The 18,215-nt window shown below is 67.9% G+C and carries 17 protein-coding genes; 9 read left to right on the forward strand and 8 right to left on the reverse strand.

Going from position 1 to position 18,215, the window contains the following annotated elements:
• Nucleotides 1-4 precede the first annotated feature (4 nt).
• The 6 genes from gyrB to dnaA form a co-directional block, all read right to left on the reverse strand.
• The gene (gene gyrB / locus ACFT4A_RS33090; RefSeq protein WP_382837609.1) at nt 5-2,065 is read right to left on the reverse strand and encodes a DNA topoisomerase (ATP-hydrolyzing) subunit B; all 2,061 of its coding nucleotides are present in this window, start codon (nt 2,063-2,065) and stop codon (nt 5-7) included.
• A 399-nt stretch (nt 2,066-2,464) separates the two neighbouring features.
• Nucleotides 2,465-3,022 (reverse strand): DUF721 domain-containing protein, encoded by a 558-nt coding sequence (locus ACFT4A_RS33095; protein WP_382837612.1) that lies wholly within the window; start codon nt 3,020-3,022, stop codon nt 2,465-2,467.
• Nucleotides 3,019-4,140, reverse strand: a complete 1,122-nt coding sequence (gene recF / locus ACFT4A_RS33100) for a DNA replication/repair protein RecF (RefSeq protein WP_382837615.1) — start codon at nt 4,138-4,140, stop codon at nt 3,019-3,021. Before recF ends, ACFT4A_RS33095 begins: the two co-directional genes overlap by 4 nt.
• A gap of 37 nt (nt 4,141-4,177) precedes the next feature.
• Nucleotides 4,178-5,053 carry a phosphogluconate dehydrogenase (NAD(+)-dependent, decarboxylating) gene (gene gnd / locus ACFT4A_RS33105; RefSeq protein WP_382837618.1) on the reverse strand — a complete coding sequence of 292 codons (876 nt, stop codon included), beginning with the start codon at nt 5,051-5,053 and terminating at the stop codon, nt 4,178-4,180.
• A gap of 175 nt (nt 5,054-5,228) precedes the next feature.
• The gene (gene dnaN, locus ACFT4A_RS33110) at nt 5,229-6,359 is read right to left on the reverse strand and encodes a DNA polymerase III subunit beta (protein ID WP_382492188.1); all 1,131 of its coding nucleotides are present in this window, start codon (nt 6,357-6,359) and stop codon (nt 5,229-5,231) included.
• An 882-nt stretch (nt 6,360-7,241) separates the two neighbouring features.
• A complete protein-coding gene (dnaA, locus tag ACFT4A_RS33115) occupies nt 7,242-9,347 on the reverse strand; it encodes a chromosomal replication initiator protein DnaA (RefSeq protein ID WP_382837621.1) in 2,106 nt (701 codons plus the stop codon).
• 374 nt (nt 9,348-9,721) lie between these two features.
• Between dnaA and rpmH the strand changes: the two genes are divergently transcribed.
• The 9 genes from rpmH (at nt 9,722) to ACFT4A_RS33160 (ending at nt 16,647) form a co-directional block, all read left to right on the forward strand.
• Nucleotides 9,722-9,859 (forward strand): 50S ribosomal protein L34, encoded by a 138-nt coding sequence (gene rpmH / locus ACFT4A_RS33120; RefSeq protein WP_018846094.1) that lies wholly within the window; start codon nt 9,722-9,724, stop codon nt 9,857-9,859.
• A 21-nt stretch (nt 9,860-9,880) separates the two neighbouring features.
• A complete protein-coding gene (gene rnpA / locus ACFT4A_RS33125) occupies nt 9,881-10,252 on the forward strand; it encodes a ribonuclease P protein component (RefSeq protein WP_184593889.1) in 372 nt (123 codons plus the stop codon).
• Nucleotides 10,249-10,623: a membrane protein insertion efficiency factor YidD gene (yidD, locus tag ACFT4A_RS33130; RefSeq protein WP_382837624.1), complete on the forward strand. Its 375-nt coding sequence runs from the start codon at nt 10,249-10,251 to the stop codon at nt 10,621-10,623. Before rnpA ends, yidD begins: the two co-directional genes overlap by 4 nt.
• A 3-nt stretch (nt 10,624-10,626) precedes the next feature.
• Nucleotides 10,627-11,901 carry a membrane protein insertase YidC gene (gene yidC, locus ACFT4A_RS33135; RefSeq protein ID WP_382837627.1) on the forward strand — a complete coding sequence of 425 codons (1,275 nt, stop codon included), beginning with the start codon at nt 10,627-10,629 and terminating at the stop codon, nt 11,899-11,901.
• Between the two features lie 15 nt (nt 11,902-11,916).
• Nucleotides 11,917-12,426 (forward strand): R3H domain-containing nucleic acid-binding protein, encoded by a 510-nt coding sequence (locus tag ACFT4A_RS33140; protein ID WP_261680245.1) that lies wholly within the window; start codon nt 11,917-11,919, stop codon nt 12,424-12,426.
• A gap of 126 nt (nt 12,427-12,552) precedes the next feature.
• A complete protein-coding gene (gene rsmG / locus ACFT4A_RS33145) occupies nt 12,553-13,269 on the forward strand; it encodes a 16S rRNA (guanine(527)-N(7))-methyltransferase RsmG (RefSeq protein ID WP_189727187.1) in 717 nt (238 codons plus the stop codon).
• A 265-nt stretch (nt 13,270-13,534) separates the two neighbouring features.
• Nucleotides 13,535-14,611 (forward strand): ParA family protein, encoded by a 1,077-nt coding sequence (locus tag ACFT4A_RS33150; protein WP_189727359.1) that lies wholly within the window; start codon nt 13,535-13,537, stop codon nt 14,609-14,611.
• Complete coding sequence (locus ACFT4A_RS33155; protein WP_382837632.1) at nt 14,608-15,708, forward strand: ParB/RepB/Spo0J family partition protein; 1,101 nt, start codon at nt 14,608-14,610, stop codon at nt 15,706-15,708. The genes ACFT4A_RS33150 and ACFT4A_RS33155 overlap by 4 nt, the downstream gene beginning before the upstream one ends.
• Nucleotides 15,709-16,029: 321 nt before the next feature.
• A complete protein-coding gene (locus ACFT4A_RS33160) occupies nt 16,030-16,647 on the forward strand; it encodes a GNAT family N-acetyltransferase (RefSeq protein WP_382837635.1) in 618 nt (205 codons plus the stop codon).
• Between the two features lie 94 nt (nt 16,648-16,741).
• Here the strand turns inward: ACFT4A_RS33160 and trxA are convergent, their stop codons facing one another.
• Together trxA and trxB are read right to left on the reverse strand one after the other, a co-directional pair.
• Nucleotides 16,742-17,074, reverse strand: a complete 333-nt coding sequence (gene trxA / locus ACFT4A_RS33165; RefSeq protein ID WP_184593875.1) for a thioredoxin — start codon at nt 17,072-17,074, stop codon at nt 16,742-16,744.
• A 46-nt stretch (nt 17,075-17,120) separates the two neighbouring features.
• Nucleotides 17,121-18,089 (reverse strand): thioredoxin-disulfide reductase, encoded by a 969-nt coding sequence (trxB, locus tag ACFT4A_RS33170; RefSeq protein WP_184593873.1) that lies wholly within the window; start codon nt 18,087-18,089, stop codon nt 17,121-17,123.
• Nucleotides 18,090-18,215 lie beyond the last annotated feature (126 nt).

Below are 18,215 nucleotides of genomic sequence, written 5' to 3' on the forward strand. Positions count from 1 at the left end.
CGACTCAGATGTCGAGGAAGCGGACGTCCTTGGCGTTGCGCTGGATGAACGCGCGACGGGCCTCGACGTCCTCACCCATGAGGACCGAGAACAGGTCGTCGGCCTGGGCGGCGTCGTCGAGGGTGACCTGGCCGAGGACGCGGTGCTCCTGGTCCATGGTCGTGATGCGCAGTTCCTCGGCGTTCATCTCGCCGAGACCCTTGAAGCGCTGCACCGAGTCGTCCTTGATGCGCTTGCCGGCATTGCGGCCCATCTCGATGAGGGCGTCGCGCTCCCGGTCGGAGTACGCGTACTCGAAGTCGTCCTTGCCCCACTTGATCTTGTAGAGCGGCGGACGGGAGAGGTACACGTGCCCGGCCTCGACCAGCGGCCGCATGAAGCGGAACAGGAAGGTCAGCAGCAGGGTGTTGATGTGCTGGCCGTCGACGTCGGCGTCCGCCATCAGGATGATCTTGTGATAGCGCAGCTTCTCGATGTCGAAGTCCTCGTGGACCCCGGTGCCGAAGGCGGAGATCAGCGCCTGGATCTCCTGGTTCTGCAGGATCTTGTCGATCCGCGCCTTCTCGACGTTGAGGATCTTGCCTCGGATCGGGAGGATCGCCTGGTACTCGGGGTTACGGCCGGACTTGGCCGAGCCGCCGGCGGAGTCACCCTCGACGATGAAGATCTCGCACTTGGTGGGGTCGTTCGACTGGCAGTCGCTCAGCTTGCCCGGGAGGGAGGCCGTCTCCAGCAGGCCCTTGCGGCGCGTCAGGTCGCGCGCCTTACGGGCCGCCACGCGCGCGGTGGCCGCCTGGATGCCCTTGCGGATGATGTCCGAGGCCTCGTTGGGGTTGCGGTCCAGCCAGTCGGCCAGGTGCTCGTAGACGACCCGCTGGACGAAGGTCTTGACCTCGGTGTTGCCCAGCTTGGTCTTCGTCTGGCCCTCGAACTGGGGCTCGCTCAGCTTGACCGAGATGATCGCGGTCAGACCCTCGCGGATGTCGTCACCCGTGAGGTTGTCGTCCTTCTCCCGCAGCAGCCGCTTGTCGCGCGCGTACTTGTTGATCAGCGAGGTCAGCGCGGACCGGAAGCCCTCTTCGTGCGTACCGCCCTCGTGCGTGTGGATGATGTTGGCGAAGGAGTACACACCCTCGGTGTAGCCGCCGTTCCACTGCATGGCGACCTCGAGGGACAGGAGCTTGTCCTTGTCCTCGGCCTCCAGGTCGATCACGGTGGGGTGCACCGCCTCGCCCTTGCGGGAGTTGAGGTACGTCACGAAGTCGACGATGCCGCCCTCGTAGTGGTACGAGACGGCCTTGACCTCGTGCTTCTCGTCCTCACCGGCCTCGTCCGCACCGGCCGTGGCCTTCGCCGACTCGCGCTCGTCGGCGAGGTTGATCCGCAGACCCTTGTTGAGGAACGCCATCTCCTGGAAGCGCCGCGACAGCGTCTCGAAGGAGTAGTTCGTGGTCTCGAAGATGTCCGGGTCGGCCCAGAAGGTGACCGTGGTGCCGTGCTCGTCCGTGGCCTCGTGCTGGGCAAGCGGGGCCGTCGGGACGCCCAACTTGTAGTCCTGGGTCCAGCGGTAGCCGTCGGTCTTGATCTCGACGGACACCTTGGTCGACAGGGCGTTCACGACGGAGACACCCACGCCGTGCAGACCACCGGAGACCGCGTAGCCGCCGCCGCCGAACTTGCCGCCCGCGTGCAGCACCGTCAGCACGACCTCGACGGCCGGCTTGCCCTCGGAGGGGACGATGCCGACCGGGATGCCACGGCCGTTGTCCACGACCCGTACGCCGCCGTCGGCGAGGATCGTCACGTCGATCGTGTCCGCGTGCCCGGCCAGCGCCTCGTCGACGGAGTTGTCGACGACCTCCTGCACCAGGTGGTGAAGTCCGCGCTCACCGGTCGAGCCGATGTACATGCCGGGCCGCTTGCGGACCGCGTCCAGACCCTCGAGGACGGTGATGGCACTGGCGTCGTACGAGGCGGTGACCTCGCCGTTGGAGGTGATCGCCTCGCTGGTCACGCCTTCGTCGGTGGACGGGATGTTCTCGTTGGGGTTGCCGGAATCGGCCACGAAGCGCCCTTTCTGGCACAGCACGAGCCAGGCTCGCCGGCGGGTTGCCGGAGCGGCTGCGGCATGTTGCGTTGGTAAGCCTTGATCAGCGTTGCTCAGCTTGTCCCGGACGGTCCCCAGCGAGTGGGGCGGGATTGCCTCCAGTCTACCGGTAGCACCGACACTGATGGGGGTTTGCCGGTACCTGAGTCCGCATGTGCCGCCCTCGACGGGTCTTCCCCGACTCCCGATATGCGGATGGGGGCTCCAAGAGGCTCACGGAGGCACTCAGCGCTTCCGGCCGTCAACCCTTGGCTACTTCGGAGTCAGGTCGCTGTTCGCAACCGTGTGCGGTGGCAGAAAAGGGTGCCCGGAACGGCTCCGACCGGGCCGCCCCGGCCCGCTAAGACGTGACGTAAGTCACCTGTAGGTATCACCAGGTCCACTGCTGCCCGGGGCACGCAGGGGGCCGTAGCGGCGGGTGGGGGCACTGGGGCCCAGGACCTTGATCTGCCGCACGGTGCCGTGGCCCAGGTCCTCGTTGAGACGTGCGACCAGGGTCGGGGCGAGCAGCCGCAGGTTCGTCGCCCAGGCCGTCGAATCACAGCGCACGACCAGCACGTGCTCGTCCTCGTCGTACTTCTCCGGCACACAGTGATTGGCCACGTCCTCGCCGACGATCTGCGGCCAGCGGCCCATCACCCCGCCCACCGCGGCCGGGGCCTCCCAGCCGCGCTCGGTGATCAGCCGGTTGATCGCCGAGCCGAGCGCCATCGGATCGCGGCCGTCGGCGCGCGCGCCGGAGCGCAGCCCGCCGCGACGCGCCTGCCTCTTCTGCTGCGCCGCGTCCCCACGCGCGCGTGCGGCTTCCTTCGCCGCGCGAAGCGCCACGCGCGCGAGGTCCACACCGGAGGGCTCGGCAGCAGGGGGCTTGCCGGACGGGGACCTGGGGTCCTTCCCGGGTGTGTTCTCCGTCATACCCGCTCCACCGCCCCCTCGGACACGGCGAACCGCGTCCCGGACAGCACATGCGGCACGTCGTCCTCGACCGCGGCCGTCACCAGGACCTGCTCGCCGGGCGCCACCAGCTCGGCCAGGCGCTCACGGCGGCGGGTGTCCAGCTCGGCGAAGACATCGTCCAGCACCAACACCGGCTCATTGCCCTCGGCACGCAGCAGGTCGTACGAGGCCAGGCGCAGCGCCAGCGCGTAGGACCAGGACTCGCCGTGCGACGCGTAGCCCTTGGCGGGCAGCTGGCCCAGCTTGAGCTGAAGGTCGTCACGGTGCGGGCCGACCAGGGTGACACCCCGCTCGATCTCCTGCTTACGGGCCTCGGCGAGCGCCGCCATCAACTGCTCGAAGAGGTCCTCGCGCGCGTGCGCCTCACCCGGCGCGGACGGCTTGTACTCCAGCGCGATCGGGCCGCCACCGGGGGCGAGCTGCTCGTACGCCTTGTCGGCGAGCGGCTGGACTGCGGCGATCAGATCCAGCCGCTGGGCGAGCAGCTCCGCACCCGCGCGCGCGAGGTGCTGGTCCCAGATGTCGAGCGTGGACATGTCCACGCTGCGGCCACCGTGCCGACGCGCCAGCGCGGCCGACTTCAGCAGGGTGTTGCGCTGCTTGAGGACCCGGTCGTAGTCGGAGCGCACCCCGGCCATGCGCGGGGAGCGGGCGGTGATCAGCTCGTCGAGGAACCGGCGCCGCTCACCGGGATCGCCCTTGACCAGGGCGAGATCCTCGGGCGCGAAGAGGACCGTCCTGATGATCCCCAGCACGTCACGCGGCTTGACCTGCGACGACCGGTTGATACGGGCCCGGTTGGCGCGCCCCGGGTTCAGCTCCAGCTCGACCAGCTGCTGCCGGTCGCCCTGCCGGACCTGCGCCCGGATGATGGCGCGCTCGGCGCCCATGCGGACCAGGGGAGCGTCGGAGGAGACCCGGTGACTGCCGAGGGTGGCGAGATAGCCGACGGCCTCGACGAGGTTGGTCTTGCCCTGCCCGTTCGGCCCGACGAAGGCCGTCACCCCCGGATCGAGCGGGACCTCGACCCGGGGATAGGAGCGGAAGTCGGCCAGCGACAGATGCGTGACGTGCATGGTCGTTTCGCCGACCTCCCAGGCGCTCGGGTGCTGCTTACTTCTTCTCGACCGCGTGGCCGCCGAACTGGTTCCGCAGCGCCGCGATCATCTTCATCTGAGGCGAGTCCTCCTGACGGGAGGCGAACCGCGCGAACAGCGACGCGGTGATCGCCGGCAGCGGCACCGCGTGGTCGATGGCGGCCTCCACCGTCCAGCGTCCCTCGCCGGAGTCCTGTGCATAACCCCGGAGCCCGTCCAGGTGCTCGTCCTCGTCGAGCGCGTTGACCGCGAGGTCCAGCAGCCAGGAGCGGATGACCGTGCCCTCCTGCCAGGAACGGAAGACGTCCCGGACGTCGGTCACGGAGTCGACCTTCTCCAGGAGCTCCCAGCCCTCGGCGTAGGCCTGCATCATGGCGTACTCGATGCCGTTGTGGACCATCTTCGCGAAGTGGCCCGCACCGACCTTGCCCGCGTGCACCGCGCCGAATTCGCCCTCCGGCTTGAGAGCGTCGAAGACCGGCTGCACCTTGGCGACGTTCTCCTTGTCGCCGCCGTACATCAGCGCGTAGCCGTTCTCCAGGCCCCAGACGCCGCCGGAGACACCGCAGTCGACGAAGCCGATGCCCTTGGCCGCCAGCTCCCCGGCGTGCTTCTCGTCGTCGGTCCAGCGGGAGTTGCCGCCGTCCACGACGACGTCACCGGGCTCCAGCAGCTCGGCGAGCTCGTCGATCGTGGACTGCGTGGCCTCGCCTGCCGGGACCATCACCCAGACGACGCGGGGGCCGCTGAGCTTGCCCACGAGGTCCGGCAGGCTGTGGACATCGGCGAGATCCGGGTTGCGGTCGTATCCGAGGACGGTGTGGCCGGCGCGGCGGATCCGCTCGCGCATGTTGCCGCCCATCTTGCCGAGGCCGACGAGACCGAGCTCCATCAGTTGTTTTCCTTAGGTGTGCAGGTGTCCGACGTGGCGTTGCGGCACTCGCGTGCCGCGTCCGAGCCTAAACCCGGACGCTCGCGCACATCTGTGGGCATACGCGCTCAGTCGTAGGCCCTCACCTGCGGCTTTGCCCCCAGCCTGTGGACAACCACCGACGGCCTCCGAGGGCTCAGCCGCTGAGCCGCACCGGCATGATCAGGTACTTGTAGGCGTCGTCCGCCTCGGCGTCCAGCGCCGGCTTGCCGCTGAGCAGCGCGGGCTTCGTGGACGTCGTGAACGACAGCTGAGCGACCGGGGAGTCGATCGCGCTCAGGCCGTCCAGCAGGAACGTCGGGTTGAAGGCGATCGACACGTCGTCGCCCTCCAGCTGCGCGTCGACCCGCTCCACAGCCTGTGCGTCGTCGCTGGAACCGGCCTCCAGGATCAGCACGCCCTGCTCGAAGCTGAGCCGCACCGGGGTGTTGCGCTCGGCGACCAGGGCCACACGCTTGACGGCCTCCACGAAGGGGGCGGTCTCGATCACGGCGACGCTGTTGAACTCGGTCGGGAACAGCGAGCGGTACTTCGGGAGGTCGCCCTCCAGCAGCCGGGTCGTCGTACGGCGGCCCGCGCCCTCGAAGCCGATCAGGCCCTCGCCCGAGCCCGAGCCGGACAGCGCCAGGATCACCTGGTCGCCGCTGGTCAGGGCCTTGGCGGTGTCCAGGAGCGTCTTGGCGGGCACCAGGGCGACCGCGGAGGCCTCCGGGTTCTCCGGCTTCCACAGGAACTCGCGGACCGCGAAGCGGTAGCGGTCGGTGGACGCCAGCGTGACGGTGTCGCCCTCGATCTCGATGCGCACACCCGTCAGGACGGGCAGCGTGTCGTCACGGCCGGCCGCGATGGCCACCTGGGCGGCCGCGGAGGCGAAGACCTCGCCGGGGACCGTGCCCGTCGCGTTCGGCATCTGCGGCAGGGCCGGGTACTCCTCCACAGGCAGGGTGTGGAGTGTGAACCGCGAGGAGCCGCAGACCACGGTCGCCCGTACACCGTCTGTGGAGATCTCCACCGGCCGGTTGGGGAGCGCGCGGCAGATGTCCGCGAGCAGACGGCCCGAGACCAGGACCGTGCCCTCCTCGTCGACCTCCGTCTCCACCGACACCCGCGCCGAGACCTCGTAGTCGAAGCTGGACAGGCTCAGCTGGCCTTCCTCGGCCTTCAGCAGCAGTCCGGCGAGGACAGGCGCCGGCGGCCGGGCCGGGAGGCTGCGCGCTGCCCAGGCCACTGCCTCCGCGAGTACGTCGCGTTCCACCCGGATCTTCACTGTTGCCGCCTCCTGCTGTTGCCGGCGCTTCTCGCTCTGCCTGGCCCTCGTCGTCTGTCTCGGTGTCGACGGTCCCTGGGATGGGGAGGACACCGGGGACCAGTCTGACGCACCGCACTGACAGTAGGTGCCTCTCGGGGTCAAGTCGTGACGAGGGGCAGCCGGGCGCCGAAGAGCGAGTTGTGCACAGGACCCACTTCGAAACGAATTCCCAGCTCTCTCTAGTTGGGAGTAGTAGTAGGGGCTGTGGATACCGTGGATAACCGCGTTTTCCCAGCTCAGAGCAGGAATTTTGTCCACCGGGCCTGTGGGCGACGGCAGTGGACAACCTGGTGTCTCTGTGGAGAACAGAAAGTTCTGCACACGCCGTGCACAGGGAGGGGCGAGTTCTCCCCAGCGTCGTCCCCAGCTTTACCCACCTTTCCCACAGCCCAACCCGGCAGCTTTGTGTGACGCCTTTCACTCGACCCGGTGAGGAGGCGCGTCGTGTTGCCGAACAGTGGACAGCGATGTGGAGAAGCCGGTGATCGCTGGGGACAACTGACCCCAGCCTGTGGGTTGTCGGTGGAAAACTCCATGCACAGCCTGTGGATCCTCCCTCTGTCCACAGTCTGTGGAGATCCTTCGTCCACGAATCCACAAGCGGGTGACCTGGCCTGATGGCCCCTCGGCAGGAGCCCCTGTGGACACAGTCTGGACAACTTCCCAGTCCCCAGGATGTGGACGGGAAAAAGTCACCGAATCTGTGGAGGGCGGCCGTAACCTCGCAGGTAATCGAACAGCCGGGGACCGTGACATGACGAGGCCGGGGACCGCGACATGACGAAGGGCGCCCCCGGAACCTCCTCCGGGAGCGCCCTCAGTGGCCTGTCGCTCGGTACGTCAGCCGTTCTTGATGCGGTTGGTCAGCTCGGTGACCTGGTTGTAGATGGAGCGCCGCTCGGCCATCAGATTGCGGATCTTGCGGTCCGCGTGCATGACCGTCGTGTGGTCGCGGCCGCCGAACAGCGCGCCGATCTTGGGCAGTGACAGGTCCGTCAGCTCACGGCACAGGTACATGGCGATCTGCCGGGCGGTGACGAGGGCGCGGCCCCGGGACGTGCCGCACAGGTCCTCGACGGTCAGCCCGAAGTAGTCCGCCGTCGCGCTCATGATGGCCGTCGAGGTGATCTCGGGGGCCGAGTCCTCGCCGCCGGGGATGAGGTCCTTGAGGACGATCTCCGTCAGCCCCAGGTCCACCGGCTGCCGGTTGAGCGAGGCGAAGGCCGTGACCCGGATCAGGGCGCCCTCCAGCTCGCGGATGTTGCGCGAGATCCGGGACGCGATGAACTCCAGCACCTCCGGCGGAGCGTTCAGCTGCTCCTGGACCGCCTTCTTGCGGAGGATCGCGATACGCGTCTCCAGCTCGGGCGGCTGGACGTCGGTGATCAGGCCCCACTCGAAACGGTTCCGCAGCCGGTCCTCCAGCGTGACCAGCTGCTTCGGCGGCCGGTCGCTGGACAGCACGATCTGCTTGTTGGCGTTGTGGAGCGTGTTGAAGGTGTGGAAGAACTCCTCCTGCGTCGACTCCTTGTCCGCCAGGAACTGGATGTCGTCGACGAGCAGGATGTCCATCTCGCGGTACCGCTTGCGGAAGCTGTCGCCCTTGCCGTCGCGGATGGAGTTGATGAACTCGTTGGTGAACTCCTCCGAGCTCACGTACCGCACCCGGGTGCCCGGGTAGAGGCTGCGGGCGTAGTGCCCGATCGCGTGCAGCAGGTGGGTCTTGCCGAGCCCGGACTCCCCGTAGATGAACAACGGGTTGTACGCCTTCGCCGGCGCCTCGGCGACAGCGACCGCGGCGGCGTGCGCGAAGCGGTTGGAGGCGCCGATGACGAACGTGTCGAAGAGGTACTTGGGGTTCAGGCGCGCGGTGGGCTCACCGGGGCCGGTCGCCGGCGCGGGCTGCGCGGCCAGGGGGCCGGGCGCACCGGTCGTCGGGAGGTTCGGGCCGACGGGGCCGCCGCGGTGCACGTGTCCCGAGCCGGCCGGCGGCTCGGGCAGCTCCCGGCGGACGGCGTCGCGCTGGTCGTACTCGGGGCGTGAGGTGTCGTAGTCGGAGCGCGGCGGTTCGTAGGAGGGGCGCTCCATGGACTGCGGGCGGTAGTCCTGGGCGGACGAGCCGTACGAGTCTTGTGATCCGTGGGAGCCGTGTGATCCGTGGGTCCCGTGGGAGCCACGGGATCCGTGAGAGCCGTAGGAGTCCTGTGAGCCGTGGGATCCGTATGAGTCCTGGGATCCGTGGGATTTATAGGAGTCCTGCGCGCTGTACGAGTCCTGGCCGCCGCCGTACTGATCTTGGTTGCCGTACTGGTCCTGGCCGCCGTACTGGTCCTGCGAGCCGTAGGAGTCCTGTCCGGGTGACGCGTACGGGTCACGCTCGGGGAAGCCGAGGCGCTGCTGCTGCCAGCCGTACTCGTCCTGCGTGGGCCGCGGCCAGGCGCCGGGCTCGGGGCGCTGGTACTCGGACGGGTACGCGGGGCGCGGGGTGGGCAGTTGATCTGCGCGCGTAGGCGGATGCTGATCGCCGGGCGCTCCCGGCATCGGGTCGGCGCGGTGGCGGCCGTATCCCTCGTATCCGTCGCGGTCCTGGCGCGCGGCGGGGATCTCGGGCTCCTCGTAGCGCGGCTGCTGGGGGCGGGCCGGGGGCGCCGGCGGGGCCGGGGGCTCGCCCGCGGAGTCGTCGACGGTGATCGCGATCCGGATCGGGCGGCCGCACTCGCGGCTCAGGGTCTCGCTGACGATGGGCGCGAGACGGCCCTCGAGTACGCCCTTCGCGAATTCGTTCGGTACGGCGAGCAGGGCGGTGTCCGCGACCAGTGCGAGCGGCTGGCAGCGCCGGATCCAGTGCTCGTCCTTCGTCTCGACGCCCTGACCGCGACCCTCCCCGAGGAGTTGCTCCAATACGCGTGGCCACACTGCGGCAAGATCGGCAGGTACGTCAGCCACAGGGCACGCTCTCTCACAGGTCCCACGAACGTGTGGTTCTGGGACGGCTCGGGATGTAATTCGAGTGGGGCAGGGATAAGGGAACGAATCGGAGTTCCGTCACGGTAGTCAGGGCGGCCGGTAGGGTTCAAGTTGTTGTCCCCAGCCTGTGGACAAGTGTCTCCCGGCGACTCCTGGTTTGACCGGATGGCGTAGCCGCGCGTACCGTAACCAGGTCGAGTTGTCGATGGCTGCTGCCGCCTGCCTCCGATGGGCACAGGTCATTTGGGTGATCGGTCAGCGGTGCACTCGGGCGTAACTGCGAGCTACTCGTGGGCGCACGGTGACAGCCAGGACGGCACCCCGCATCTACCGATTTCTTCTGGAGCCCCCGAGTGAGCAAGCGCACCTTCCAGCCGAACAACCGTCGTCGCGCGAAGACCCACGGCTTCCGCCTGCGGATGCGTACCCGTGCCGGCCGCGCGATTCTCGCGAACCGCCGCAGCAAGGGTCGCGCCAACCTGTCCGCCTGATCCCGATCAGGTCATGACGTCGTGCTGCCTACCGAGCATCGGCTGAGGCGGCGCGAAGACTTCGCGACCGCGGTACGACGAGGACGTCGGGCAGGACGCCCGCTTCTCGTCGTCCACCTTCGTAGCGGTGCCACGGACCCGCATGCGCCTGGGGAGAGCGCTCCCCCGACGCGTGCGGGTTTCGTCGTGAGCAAAGCGGTGGGTGGCGCGGTCGTGCGCAACAAGGTGAAGCGCAGGCTTCGCCATCTGATGCGCGAGCGAGTCGCCCAGCTGCCCCCCGGTAGCCTGGTAGTCGTACGAGCGCTGCCCGGATCGGGCGACGCCGACCATGCACAGCTGGCCCGAGACCTGGATGCCGCTCTCCAGCGGTTGCTGGGAGGGGGCGCGCGATGAAGTACCCGCTGCTGGCTCTGATCAAGCTCTACCAGTGGACGATCAGTCCGCTGCTCGGGCCGGTCTGCAAGTACTACCCGTCGTGCTCCCACTACGGCTACACGGCCATCGACCGGCACGGTGCCATCAAGGGAACGGCACTCACGGCCTGGCGCATCCTGCGGTGCAATCCGTGGTCGCTGGGTGGTGTGGACCATGTCCCGCCGCGCAAGCGCCCGCGGTGGCACGAAATGCTGCGTACCGCGTGGCGTGCACGCAAGGGCGGGCCCTCCGCCGCCGACCCGGCCACCGAGGGACAGACTTCTCCCACGAGTCAGTCCGGTCCTTCGAGCCCGGCCGCAGAGACACCGTCCCATGCCCAAGGAGCATGATTAGTGGACACGATTGCCAGCCTCTTCAGCTTTATCACCACACCCGTCTCCTGGGTCATCGTCCAGTTCCATTCGGTGTACGGCGCCCTCTTCGGGCCTGACACCGGCTGGGCCTGGGGCCTGTCGATCGTGTCCCTGGTGATCCTGATCCGTATCTGCCTCATCCCGCTCTTCGTGAAGCAGATCAAGTCGACCCGGGCCATGCAGACGCTGCAGCCCGAGATGAAGAAGATCCAGGAGCGCTACAAGAACGACAAGCAGCGTCAGTCCGAAGAGATGATGAAGCTGTACAAGGAGACGGGCACCAACCCGCTCTCCTCGTGCCTTCCCATCCTGGCGCAGTCGCCGTTCTTCTTCGCCCTGTACCACGTGCTCAACAGCATCGCGACGGGCGACACCATCGGTGTGATCAACCAGAGCCTGCTGCAGAGCGCGCAGAAGGCCCACATCGTCGGTGCGCCGCTGGCGGCGAAGTTCACCGACAGCTCGTCGAAGGTGGAAGCACTCGGTGCCTCCCTCACCGACGTCCGCGTGGTCACCGCCATCATGATCGTCCTGATGTCGGCGTCGCAGTTCTTCACCCAGCGCCAGCTGATGACGAAGAACGTGGACACCACGGTGAAGACGCCGTTCATGCAGCAGCAGAAGATGCTGATGTACGTCTTCCCCGTCATGTTCGCCGTCTTCGGCATCAACTTCCCCGTCGGTGTCCTCGTCTACTGGCTGACCACCAACGTGTGGACCATGGGCCAGCAGATGTACGTCATCCACAACAACCCGACCCCGGGTTCGAAGGCCCAGGCCTCGTACCTGGAGCGTCTGGACAAGCACGTCTCGCAGCACAGCAAGGTCGGCCGGCGCCGTGACCGGGCCATCGTCAAGGCGATCGTCGCCAAGGGACGCGACCGCAACGAGTTCGAGCGCAAGTTCATCAACGGCCTCAGCAAGGCCGGACTCGTCGCCCAGGCCGACGGCACCGTGATCAAGGGCGACACCTCTGCCGCTGTCGAGACCGAGGACGGTACGCCGACCACGGCCAGCCAGAAGCGTCAGCAGCCCAAGCGCCAGAGCAAGTCCCAGCGCCAGTCCGGTGCCGCGAAGGCGGTCGGCGAGGCCGAGCCGAAGACGTCGCTGAGCAAGTCCGACGAGCCCGACGACGCCAAGCCCGCCGCGGCTGCCCAGAAGGGCGGCACGAAGTCCGGCGGTGGTACCCGCAGCAAGGCCCAGTCCGGACAGCGCAAGGGCCCGCAGCGGCCCAAGTCCCCGTCCAAGAAGTAAGAAGGAGTCCATCCCGTGACGGAAGGCACCACCTCCGCCGCTGCCGAGGGTGCAGACACCCTGTCCCGCCTGGAGCAGGAAGGCGAGATCGCTGCGGACTACCTGGAGGGTCTGCTCGACATCGCCGACCTCGACGGCGACATCGACATGGACGTCGAGGCCGACCGTGCCTCCGTCTCGATCATCAGCGACGCGGGCCGCGACCTGCAGAAGCTGGTCGGCCGCGACGGTGAGGTGCTGGAGGCGCTCCAGGAGCTCACCCGTCTGGCGGTGCACCGGGAGACCGGCGACCGCAGCCGACTGATGCTCGACATCGCGGGATACCGCGCCCAGAAGCGCTCCGAGCTGTCCGAGCTGGGCGCCAAGGCCGCCGCCGAGGCCAAGAGCAGCGGTGAGGCCGTGAAGATGAAGCCGATGACGCCGTTCGAGCGCAAGGTCGTGCACGACGCGGTCAAGGCCGCGGGTCTGCGCAGCGAGTCCGAGGGCGAGGAGCCGCAGCGCTTCGTCGTCGTGCTGCCCGCCTGATCGGCCCCTAGGTTCCCCGGCCCCGTCTGTTGCGCAGGCGGGGCCGAACTTTGTCAGCCTTGATAGTTCTGGTGGTTCTGGCGTCGGCGCTGGGCGCGCTGACGCGGTACGGAAGGACGGTCCCCCGTGACGGAGGCAGCGGAGCTTCCCCCCGCGCCCGAGCAGGCACGCGAGGTCTTCGGTGATCGCTTCGCGGATGCGGTGCGGTATGCCGAGCTGCTCGCTCAGGCGGGTGTGCAGCGTGGTCTCATCGGCCCGCGTGAAGTGCCCCGCCTGTGGGAGCGGCACCTGCTGAACTGCGCGGTGCTCTCGGAGGTCGTGCCCGAGGGCGTGACCGTGTGCGATGTCGGCTCGGGTGCCGGGCTACCCGGCATTCCCCTGGCGCTCGTCCGGGAGGACCTGAAGATCACGCTGCTGGAGCCGCTGCTGCGGCGCACCAACTTCCTCACCGAGGTCGTGGAGCTGCTCGGCCTGGATCACGTGACGGTCGTTCGCGGCCGGGCCGAAGAGGTCATGGGGAAGATCCAGCCTGTGCACGTCGTGACCGCTCGGGCCGTTGCACCGCTCGACCGTCTCGCCACCTGGGGCGTCCCGCTGCTGCGGCCCTACGGGGAGATGCTCGCGCTCAAGGGCGATGCCGCCGAGGAGGAGCTGAAGAGCGCGTCGGCGGCACTGAGCAAGCTGGGCGCTGTGGAGACGTCCATCCTGCATGTGGGTGAAGGCGTGGTGGACCCGATGTCCACGGTCGTACGCGTCGAGGTCGGGGAGAGTCCCGGCGGTGTGCGCTTCGCCGCGAAGCGCGCCAAGGCGGCTCGCACAGGTCGAACGCGTCGGCGACGCTGATCCGTCCTGACGACGAGACGTACTCCACACAAGCTGCCAAACCGATGCATGCCGGAGTGTCGCGGCAGTTCGGCCCCGGCTGCTGTGCATCGTGTTTCACGTGAAACGTCGCTCACTGCTGCACGGCATCATCAGTCGTGGCCGCGCTGCGGCCGAACCCCGCGACCGTAAGCCTCTCGGTTCACTCGGTGAGGGTACCGAGTTGTCCACAGAGGTGGATTTCTCCACAGAACGCCAGGCCTCACTGGTTCACGACCCCGAAGGCATGGGAGGCTCTGTTCATAGCGAGCCTGAAGTCGAGGAGAGTGAATCCTTGCGGTCCGACGCCAACATCGCGGGACCGATGACCGATCCGGTCCCCGGTCCCCGTACCGAGTCGATGGGGGCGGATGTTTCACGTGAAACACCGCCTCCGATGGACGACACTCCCATCGGTCGTGCTGCCCAACTGGCGGTGGAGGCACTGGGCCGCGCCGGCGAGGGCCTGCCACGGCCCGAGCAAACCCGAATCATGGTGGTCGCCAACCAGAAGGGCGGTGTGGGCAAGACAACGACGACCGTCAACCTTGCCGCGTCGCTGGCCCTGCACGGCGGCCGCGTCTTGGTGGTCGACCTCGACCCACAGGGCAATGCGTCCACGGCACTGGGTATCGACCATCACGCAGAAGTTCCTTCCATCTACGACGTGTTGGTGGAGAGCAAGCCGCTCTCCGAGGTCGTCCAGCCGGTCCCTGATGTGGAAGGTCTCTTCTGCGCCCCCGCCACGATCGATCTCGCCGGTGCCGAGATCGAGCTGGTGTCCCTGGTGGCCCGGGAGAGCAGGCTGCAGCGTGCCATCCAGGCGTACGAGCAGCCGCTGGACTACATCCTCATCGACTGCCCGCCCTCACTCGGCCTCCTGACGGTCAATGCGTTGGTGGCGGGCCAGGAGGTCCTGATCCCCATCCAGTGCGAGTACTACGCGCTGGAGGGCCTGGGTCAGCTGTTGCGCAACGTCGACCTCGTGCGCGGGCACCTCAACCCCGCCCTGCATGTGTCGACCATCCTGCTCACCATGTACGACGGCCGGACGCGACTCGCTTCCCAGGTCGCGGACGAGGTGCGCACCCACTTCGGCGACGAGGTACTGCGGACGAGCATCCCCCGCTCCGTCCGTATCTCCGAGGCGCCGAGTTATGGGCAGACGGTACTGACATACGATCCAGGATCGAGTGGTGCCCTCTCTTACCTGGAGGCGGCACGAGAGATCGCGCTGAAGGGCGTCGGCATCAGCTATGAAGCCACGCACGCCCATATCGGCGTACAGCAGAACGACCCGAGCATGGTGGAGGGCATCCAGTGAGCGATCGACGGAGGGGACTGGGCCGTGGACTCGGCGCGCTGATCCCTGCTGCCCCCACGGAGAAGTCGGTGGCCCAGGCGGCGGCAGGGGGAGCTGCTTCCACAGCCCCCGCGGCCGTGCCTTCGCTGCCGAACGAGCGTGGGGTGGCGGCAGCGAAGGTAGCGACTCTGCCGAATGTTTCACGTGAAACAGAGGAGCCGGTTCAGCCCAGCGCTCCAGCCCTGCCTGCGGCGCCCGTCGGTGCGCACTTCGCCGAGATCCCCCTCGACGACATCACGCCGAACCCACGGCAGCCGCGTGAGGTCTTCGACGATGACGCACTGGCCGAGCTCATCACCTCCATCAAGGAGGTCGGGCTCCTCCAGCCGGTCGTCGTACGGCAGGTGGGTCCCGCCCGCTACGAGCTCATCATGGGCGAGCGACGCTGGCGTGCCTGCCGCGAGGCGGGACTGGAGGCGATCCCGGCGATCGTGCGGGCCACGGAGGACGAGAAGCTCCTCCTGGACGCCCTGCTGGAGAACCTGCACCGCGCCCAGCTGAACCCGCTGGAAGAGGCAGCCGCCTACGACCAGTTGCTGAGGGACTTCAACTGCACGCACGACCAGCTGGCGGACCGCATCGGCCGATCCCGCCCGCAGGTCTCCAACACCCTGCGGCTGCTGAAGCTCTCGCCGGCCGTGCAGCGCCGGGTCGCCGCCGGGGTGCTCTCCGCCGGCCACGCACGGGCACTGCTGTCCGTCGAGGACTCGGAGGAGCAGGACAGGCTGGCCCACCGCATCGTGGCCGAGGGACTCTCGGTGCGGGCCGTCGAGGAGATCGTGACCCTGATGGGCTCACGGCCTCAGAAGGCACAGCGACCCAAGGGCCCGCGCGCCGGTGCCCTGGTCTCCCCCGCGCTGTCCGACCTCGCCACGCGGCTGTCGGACCGTTTCGAGACGCGGGTGAAGGTCGACCTGGGCCAGAAGAAGGGCAAGATCACCGTCGAGTTCGCCTCCATGGAGGACCTCGAGCGGATTCTCGGGTCCTTCGCTCCCGGAGAGGGACCGGTCCTGCAGAAGAGCCTCATGGAGAGCGACTCCGAGGAGAGCGACTCCTGAGCCTCCGGCAGGAGCCTCCGCTGTGCATCCGACAGAGCGGGCCGTGTCCGGTGTGTACCGGAACGTGGCCCGCTCTTTCCTTTCTGGCGGTATCGATGGAATCGCATCGTGGATACGATGCGTTGGGGTACGGCGCTACCACCCCGGCAGCACCTCTGAAAGGCAGGCAGGGGCCATGGGAACGATGAGCCGCACCGGACTGGTGAGCGCCGGTTTGGGACTGGGGGCGGTCGGTGGGTTCATCGGCAGCCTCCTCAGGGAACGGAGCGCTCTGACAGCCGCCCGCGACGCGGCGGGCGAAGGAAGCGAGGAACAGCCTTCATGGGGCGTCGGCTCGTACCGCTCACGCTGGACAACCTTCAGGACCTTCCCAAGCGCTGTCGCTCGTGTGTCTTCTGGGAGCTCGACCCAGTCAGCGGTGAGGCCGCGGTAAAGGCGGGCACACCCGCCCTGGAGAAGGAATCCTGGATCTCGGCTGTTCTGCTGGACTGGGGATCCTGCGGACGGGTCGTGTACGTCGACGATGTGCCGGTGGGCTTCGTGCTCTACGCCCCTCCCGCCTACGTCCCCCGTTCCACGGCGTTTCCCACGAGTCCCATCTCCCCCGACGCGGTTCAGTTGATGACCGCGTTCATCATGCCGGGCTATCAGGGGCAGGGACTGGGCCGGGTGATGGTCCAGACGGTCGCCAAGGATCTGCTGCGGCGTGACTTCAAGGCGATCGAGGCGTTCGGAGACGTGCGCTGGAAGGAGCCGGCCTGTGTGCTGCCCGCGGACCATCTCCTGGCGGTGGGCTTCAAGACGGTCAGGCAGCACCCCACCAATCCCCGGCTGAGACTGGATCTGAGATCGACGCTCTCCTGGAAGGAAGACGTCGAGATGGCGCTGGACCGGCTCCTGGGCGCCGTACAGAAGGAGCCGGCCCTGCGACCGCTGTAGAGGCAGGCAGTCAAACGAATGGGCCAACCCTTCCGGGTTGGCCCATTCGTGTTTCACGTGAAACATGCACCGTCGCTGCGACGGCTCAGCCGATTCACTCGGCGATGAACTCCTCGAGGTCGCGAACGATCGCGGCCTTCGGCTTCGCGCCCACGATGGTCTTGGCGACCTCGCCACCCTGGTAGACGTTCAGGGTCGGGATGGACATGACGCCGTACTTGGCGGCCGTACCCGGGTTCTCGTCGATGTTCAGCTTGACGACCTCGATCTTCTCGCCGTACTCGGAGGCGATCGCCTCGAGGGACGGCGCGATCTGGCGGCACGGACCGCACCAGGCGGCCCAGAAGTCCACCAGGACAGGCTTGTCGCTCTTGAGGACGTCCTGCTCGAAGGAGTCGTCGGTCACGTTCTTCAGGGTGCCGGCCACGGCGGGCTCCTTAACTGGTTGGTGCGTGGGGCGGGTAGGGAGGAGTTCAGACAGAGGTCTTCTCGGGCTCGGGCTGCTCCTCGTCCGCGAGGGCGGCGAGGAAGCGCTCGGCGTCGAGCGCGGCGGAGCAGCCGGTCCCGGCCGCGGTGATCGCCTGACGGTAGGTGTGGTCGACCACGTCGCCGGCTCCGAAGACACCGGTCAGGTTCGTGCGCGTCGACGGCGCCTCCACCTTCAGGTAGCCCTCCTCGTCCAGGTCGAGCTGACCCTTGAAGAGCTCGGTGCGGGGGTCGTGGCCGATCGCGATGAACAGGCCGGTCACCGGCAGGTCGGAGAGCTCACCGGTCTTGAGGTTGCGCAGCTTCAGGCCCGAGAGCTTCGGGTCGCCCTGGATCTCGGCGACCTCGCTGTCCCACACGAACTTGATCTTCGGGTCGGCGAAGGCGCGCTCCTGCATGGCCTTGGAAGCGCGCAGGGTGTCGCGGCGGTGGACGACGGTCACCGACTTGGCGAACCGCGAGAGGAAGGTGGCCTCCTCCATGGCGGTGTCGCCACCACCGATCACGGCGATGTCCTGGTCCTTGAAGAAGAACCCGTCACAGGTGGCGCACCAGGACACTCCACGGCCGGAGAGAGCGTCCTCGTTCGGCAGGCCGAGCTTGCGGTGCTGCGAGCCGGTGGAGACGATGACGGCCTTCGCCCGGTGGACGGTACCGGCGGTGTCCGTGACGGTCTTGATCTCGCCGGACAGGTCGACGGTCACGACATCGTCCGGGACGAGCTCGGCACCGAAGCGCTCCGCCTGGGCACGCATGTTGTCCATGAGCTCAGGGCCCATGATGCCGTCCTGGAAGCCGGGGAAGTTCTCGACGTCGGTGGTGTTCATGAGCGCGCCGCCGGCGGTGACGGCGCCTTCGAACACCAGTGGCTTCAGCGACGCGCGCGCGGTGTAGAGCGCCGCCGTGTAGCCGGCGGGCCCGGAGCCGATGATGATCACGTTACGGACGTCGCTCACGGGTTGTTTCCTCGTCTCTGGTCTGCGTCGTTCGACCGGTGGGAGCGTCTCTCGGAACTCTCACACCACCCAACGGATCCTAAGGGGCGTGCATTCCCGCTGTGTCCGGGCACACGGAGATGCGGC

The sequence above is a fragment of the Streptomyces sp. NPDC057099 genome (assembly GCF_042671245.1).
GTDB classification, from domain to species: Bacteria; Actinomycetota; Actinomycetes; order Streptomycetales; family Streptomycetaceae; genus Streptomyces; species Streptomyces purpurascens.

What these genes read in the sequence shown, in the direction of transcription:
- gnd (WP_382837618.1), bottom strand. Translation starts at nt 5,053, where the DNA reads ATGGAGCTCGGTCTCGTCGGCCTCGGCAAGATGGGCGGCAACATGCGC.
- ACFT4A_RS33095 (WP_382837612.1), bottom strand. Translation starts at nt 3,022, where the DNA reads ATGACGGAGAACACACCCGGGAAGGACCCCAGGTCCCCGTCCGGCAAG.
- ACFT4A_RS33160 (WP_382837635.1), top strand. Translation starts at nt 16,030, where the DNA reads ATGGGGCGTCGGCTCGTACCGCTCACGCTGGACAACCTTCAGGACCTT.
- yidD (WP_382837624.1), top strand. Translation starts at nt 10,249, where the DNA reads ATGAAGTACCCGCTGCTGGCTCTGATCAAGCTCTACCAGTGGACGATC.
- ACFT4A_RS33150 (WP_189727359.1), top strand. Translation starts at nt 13,535, where the DNA reads ATGGGAGGCTCTGTTCATAGCGAGCCTGAAGTCGAGGAGAGTGAATCC.
- recF (WP_382837615.1), bottom strand. Translation starts at nt 4,140, where the DNA reads ATGCACGTCACGCATCTGTCGCTGGCCGACTTCCGCTCCTATCCCCGG.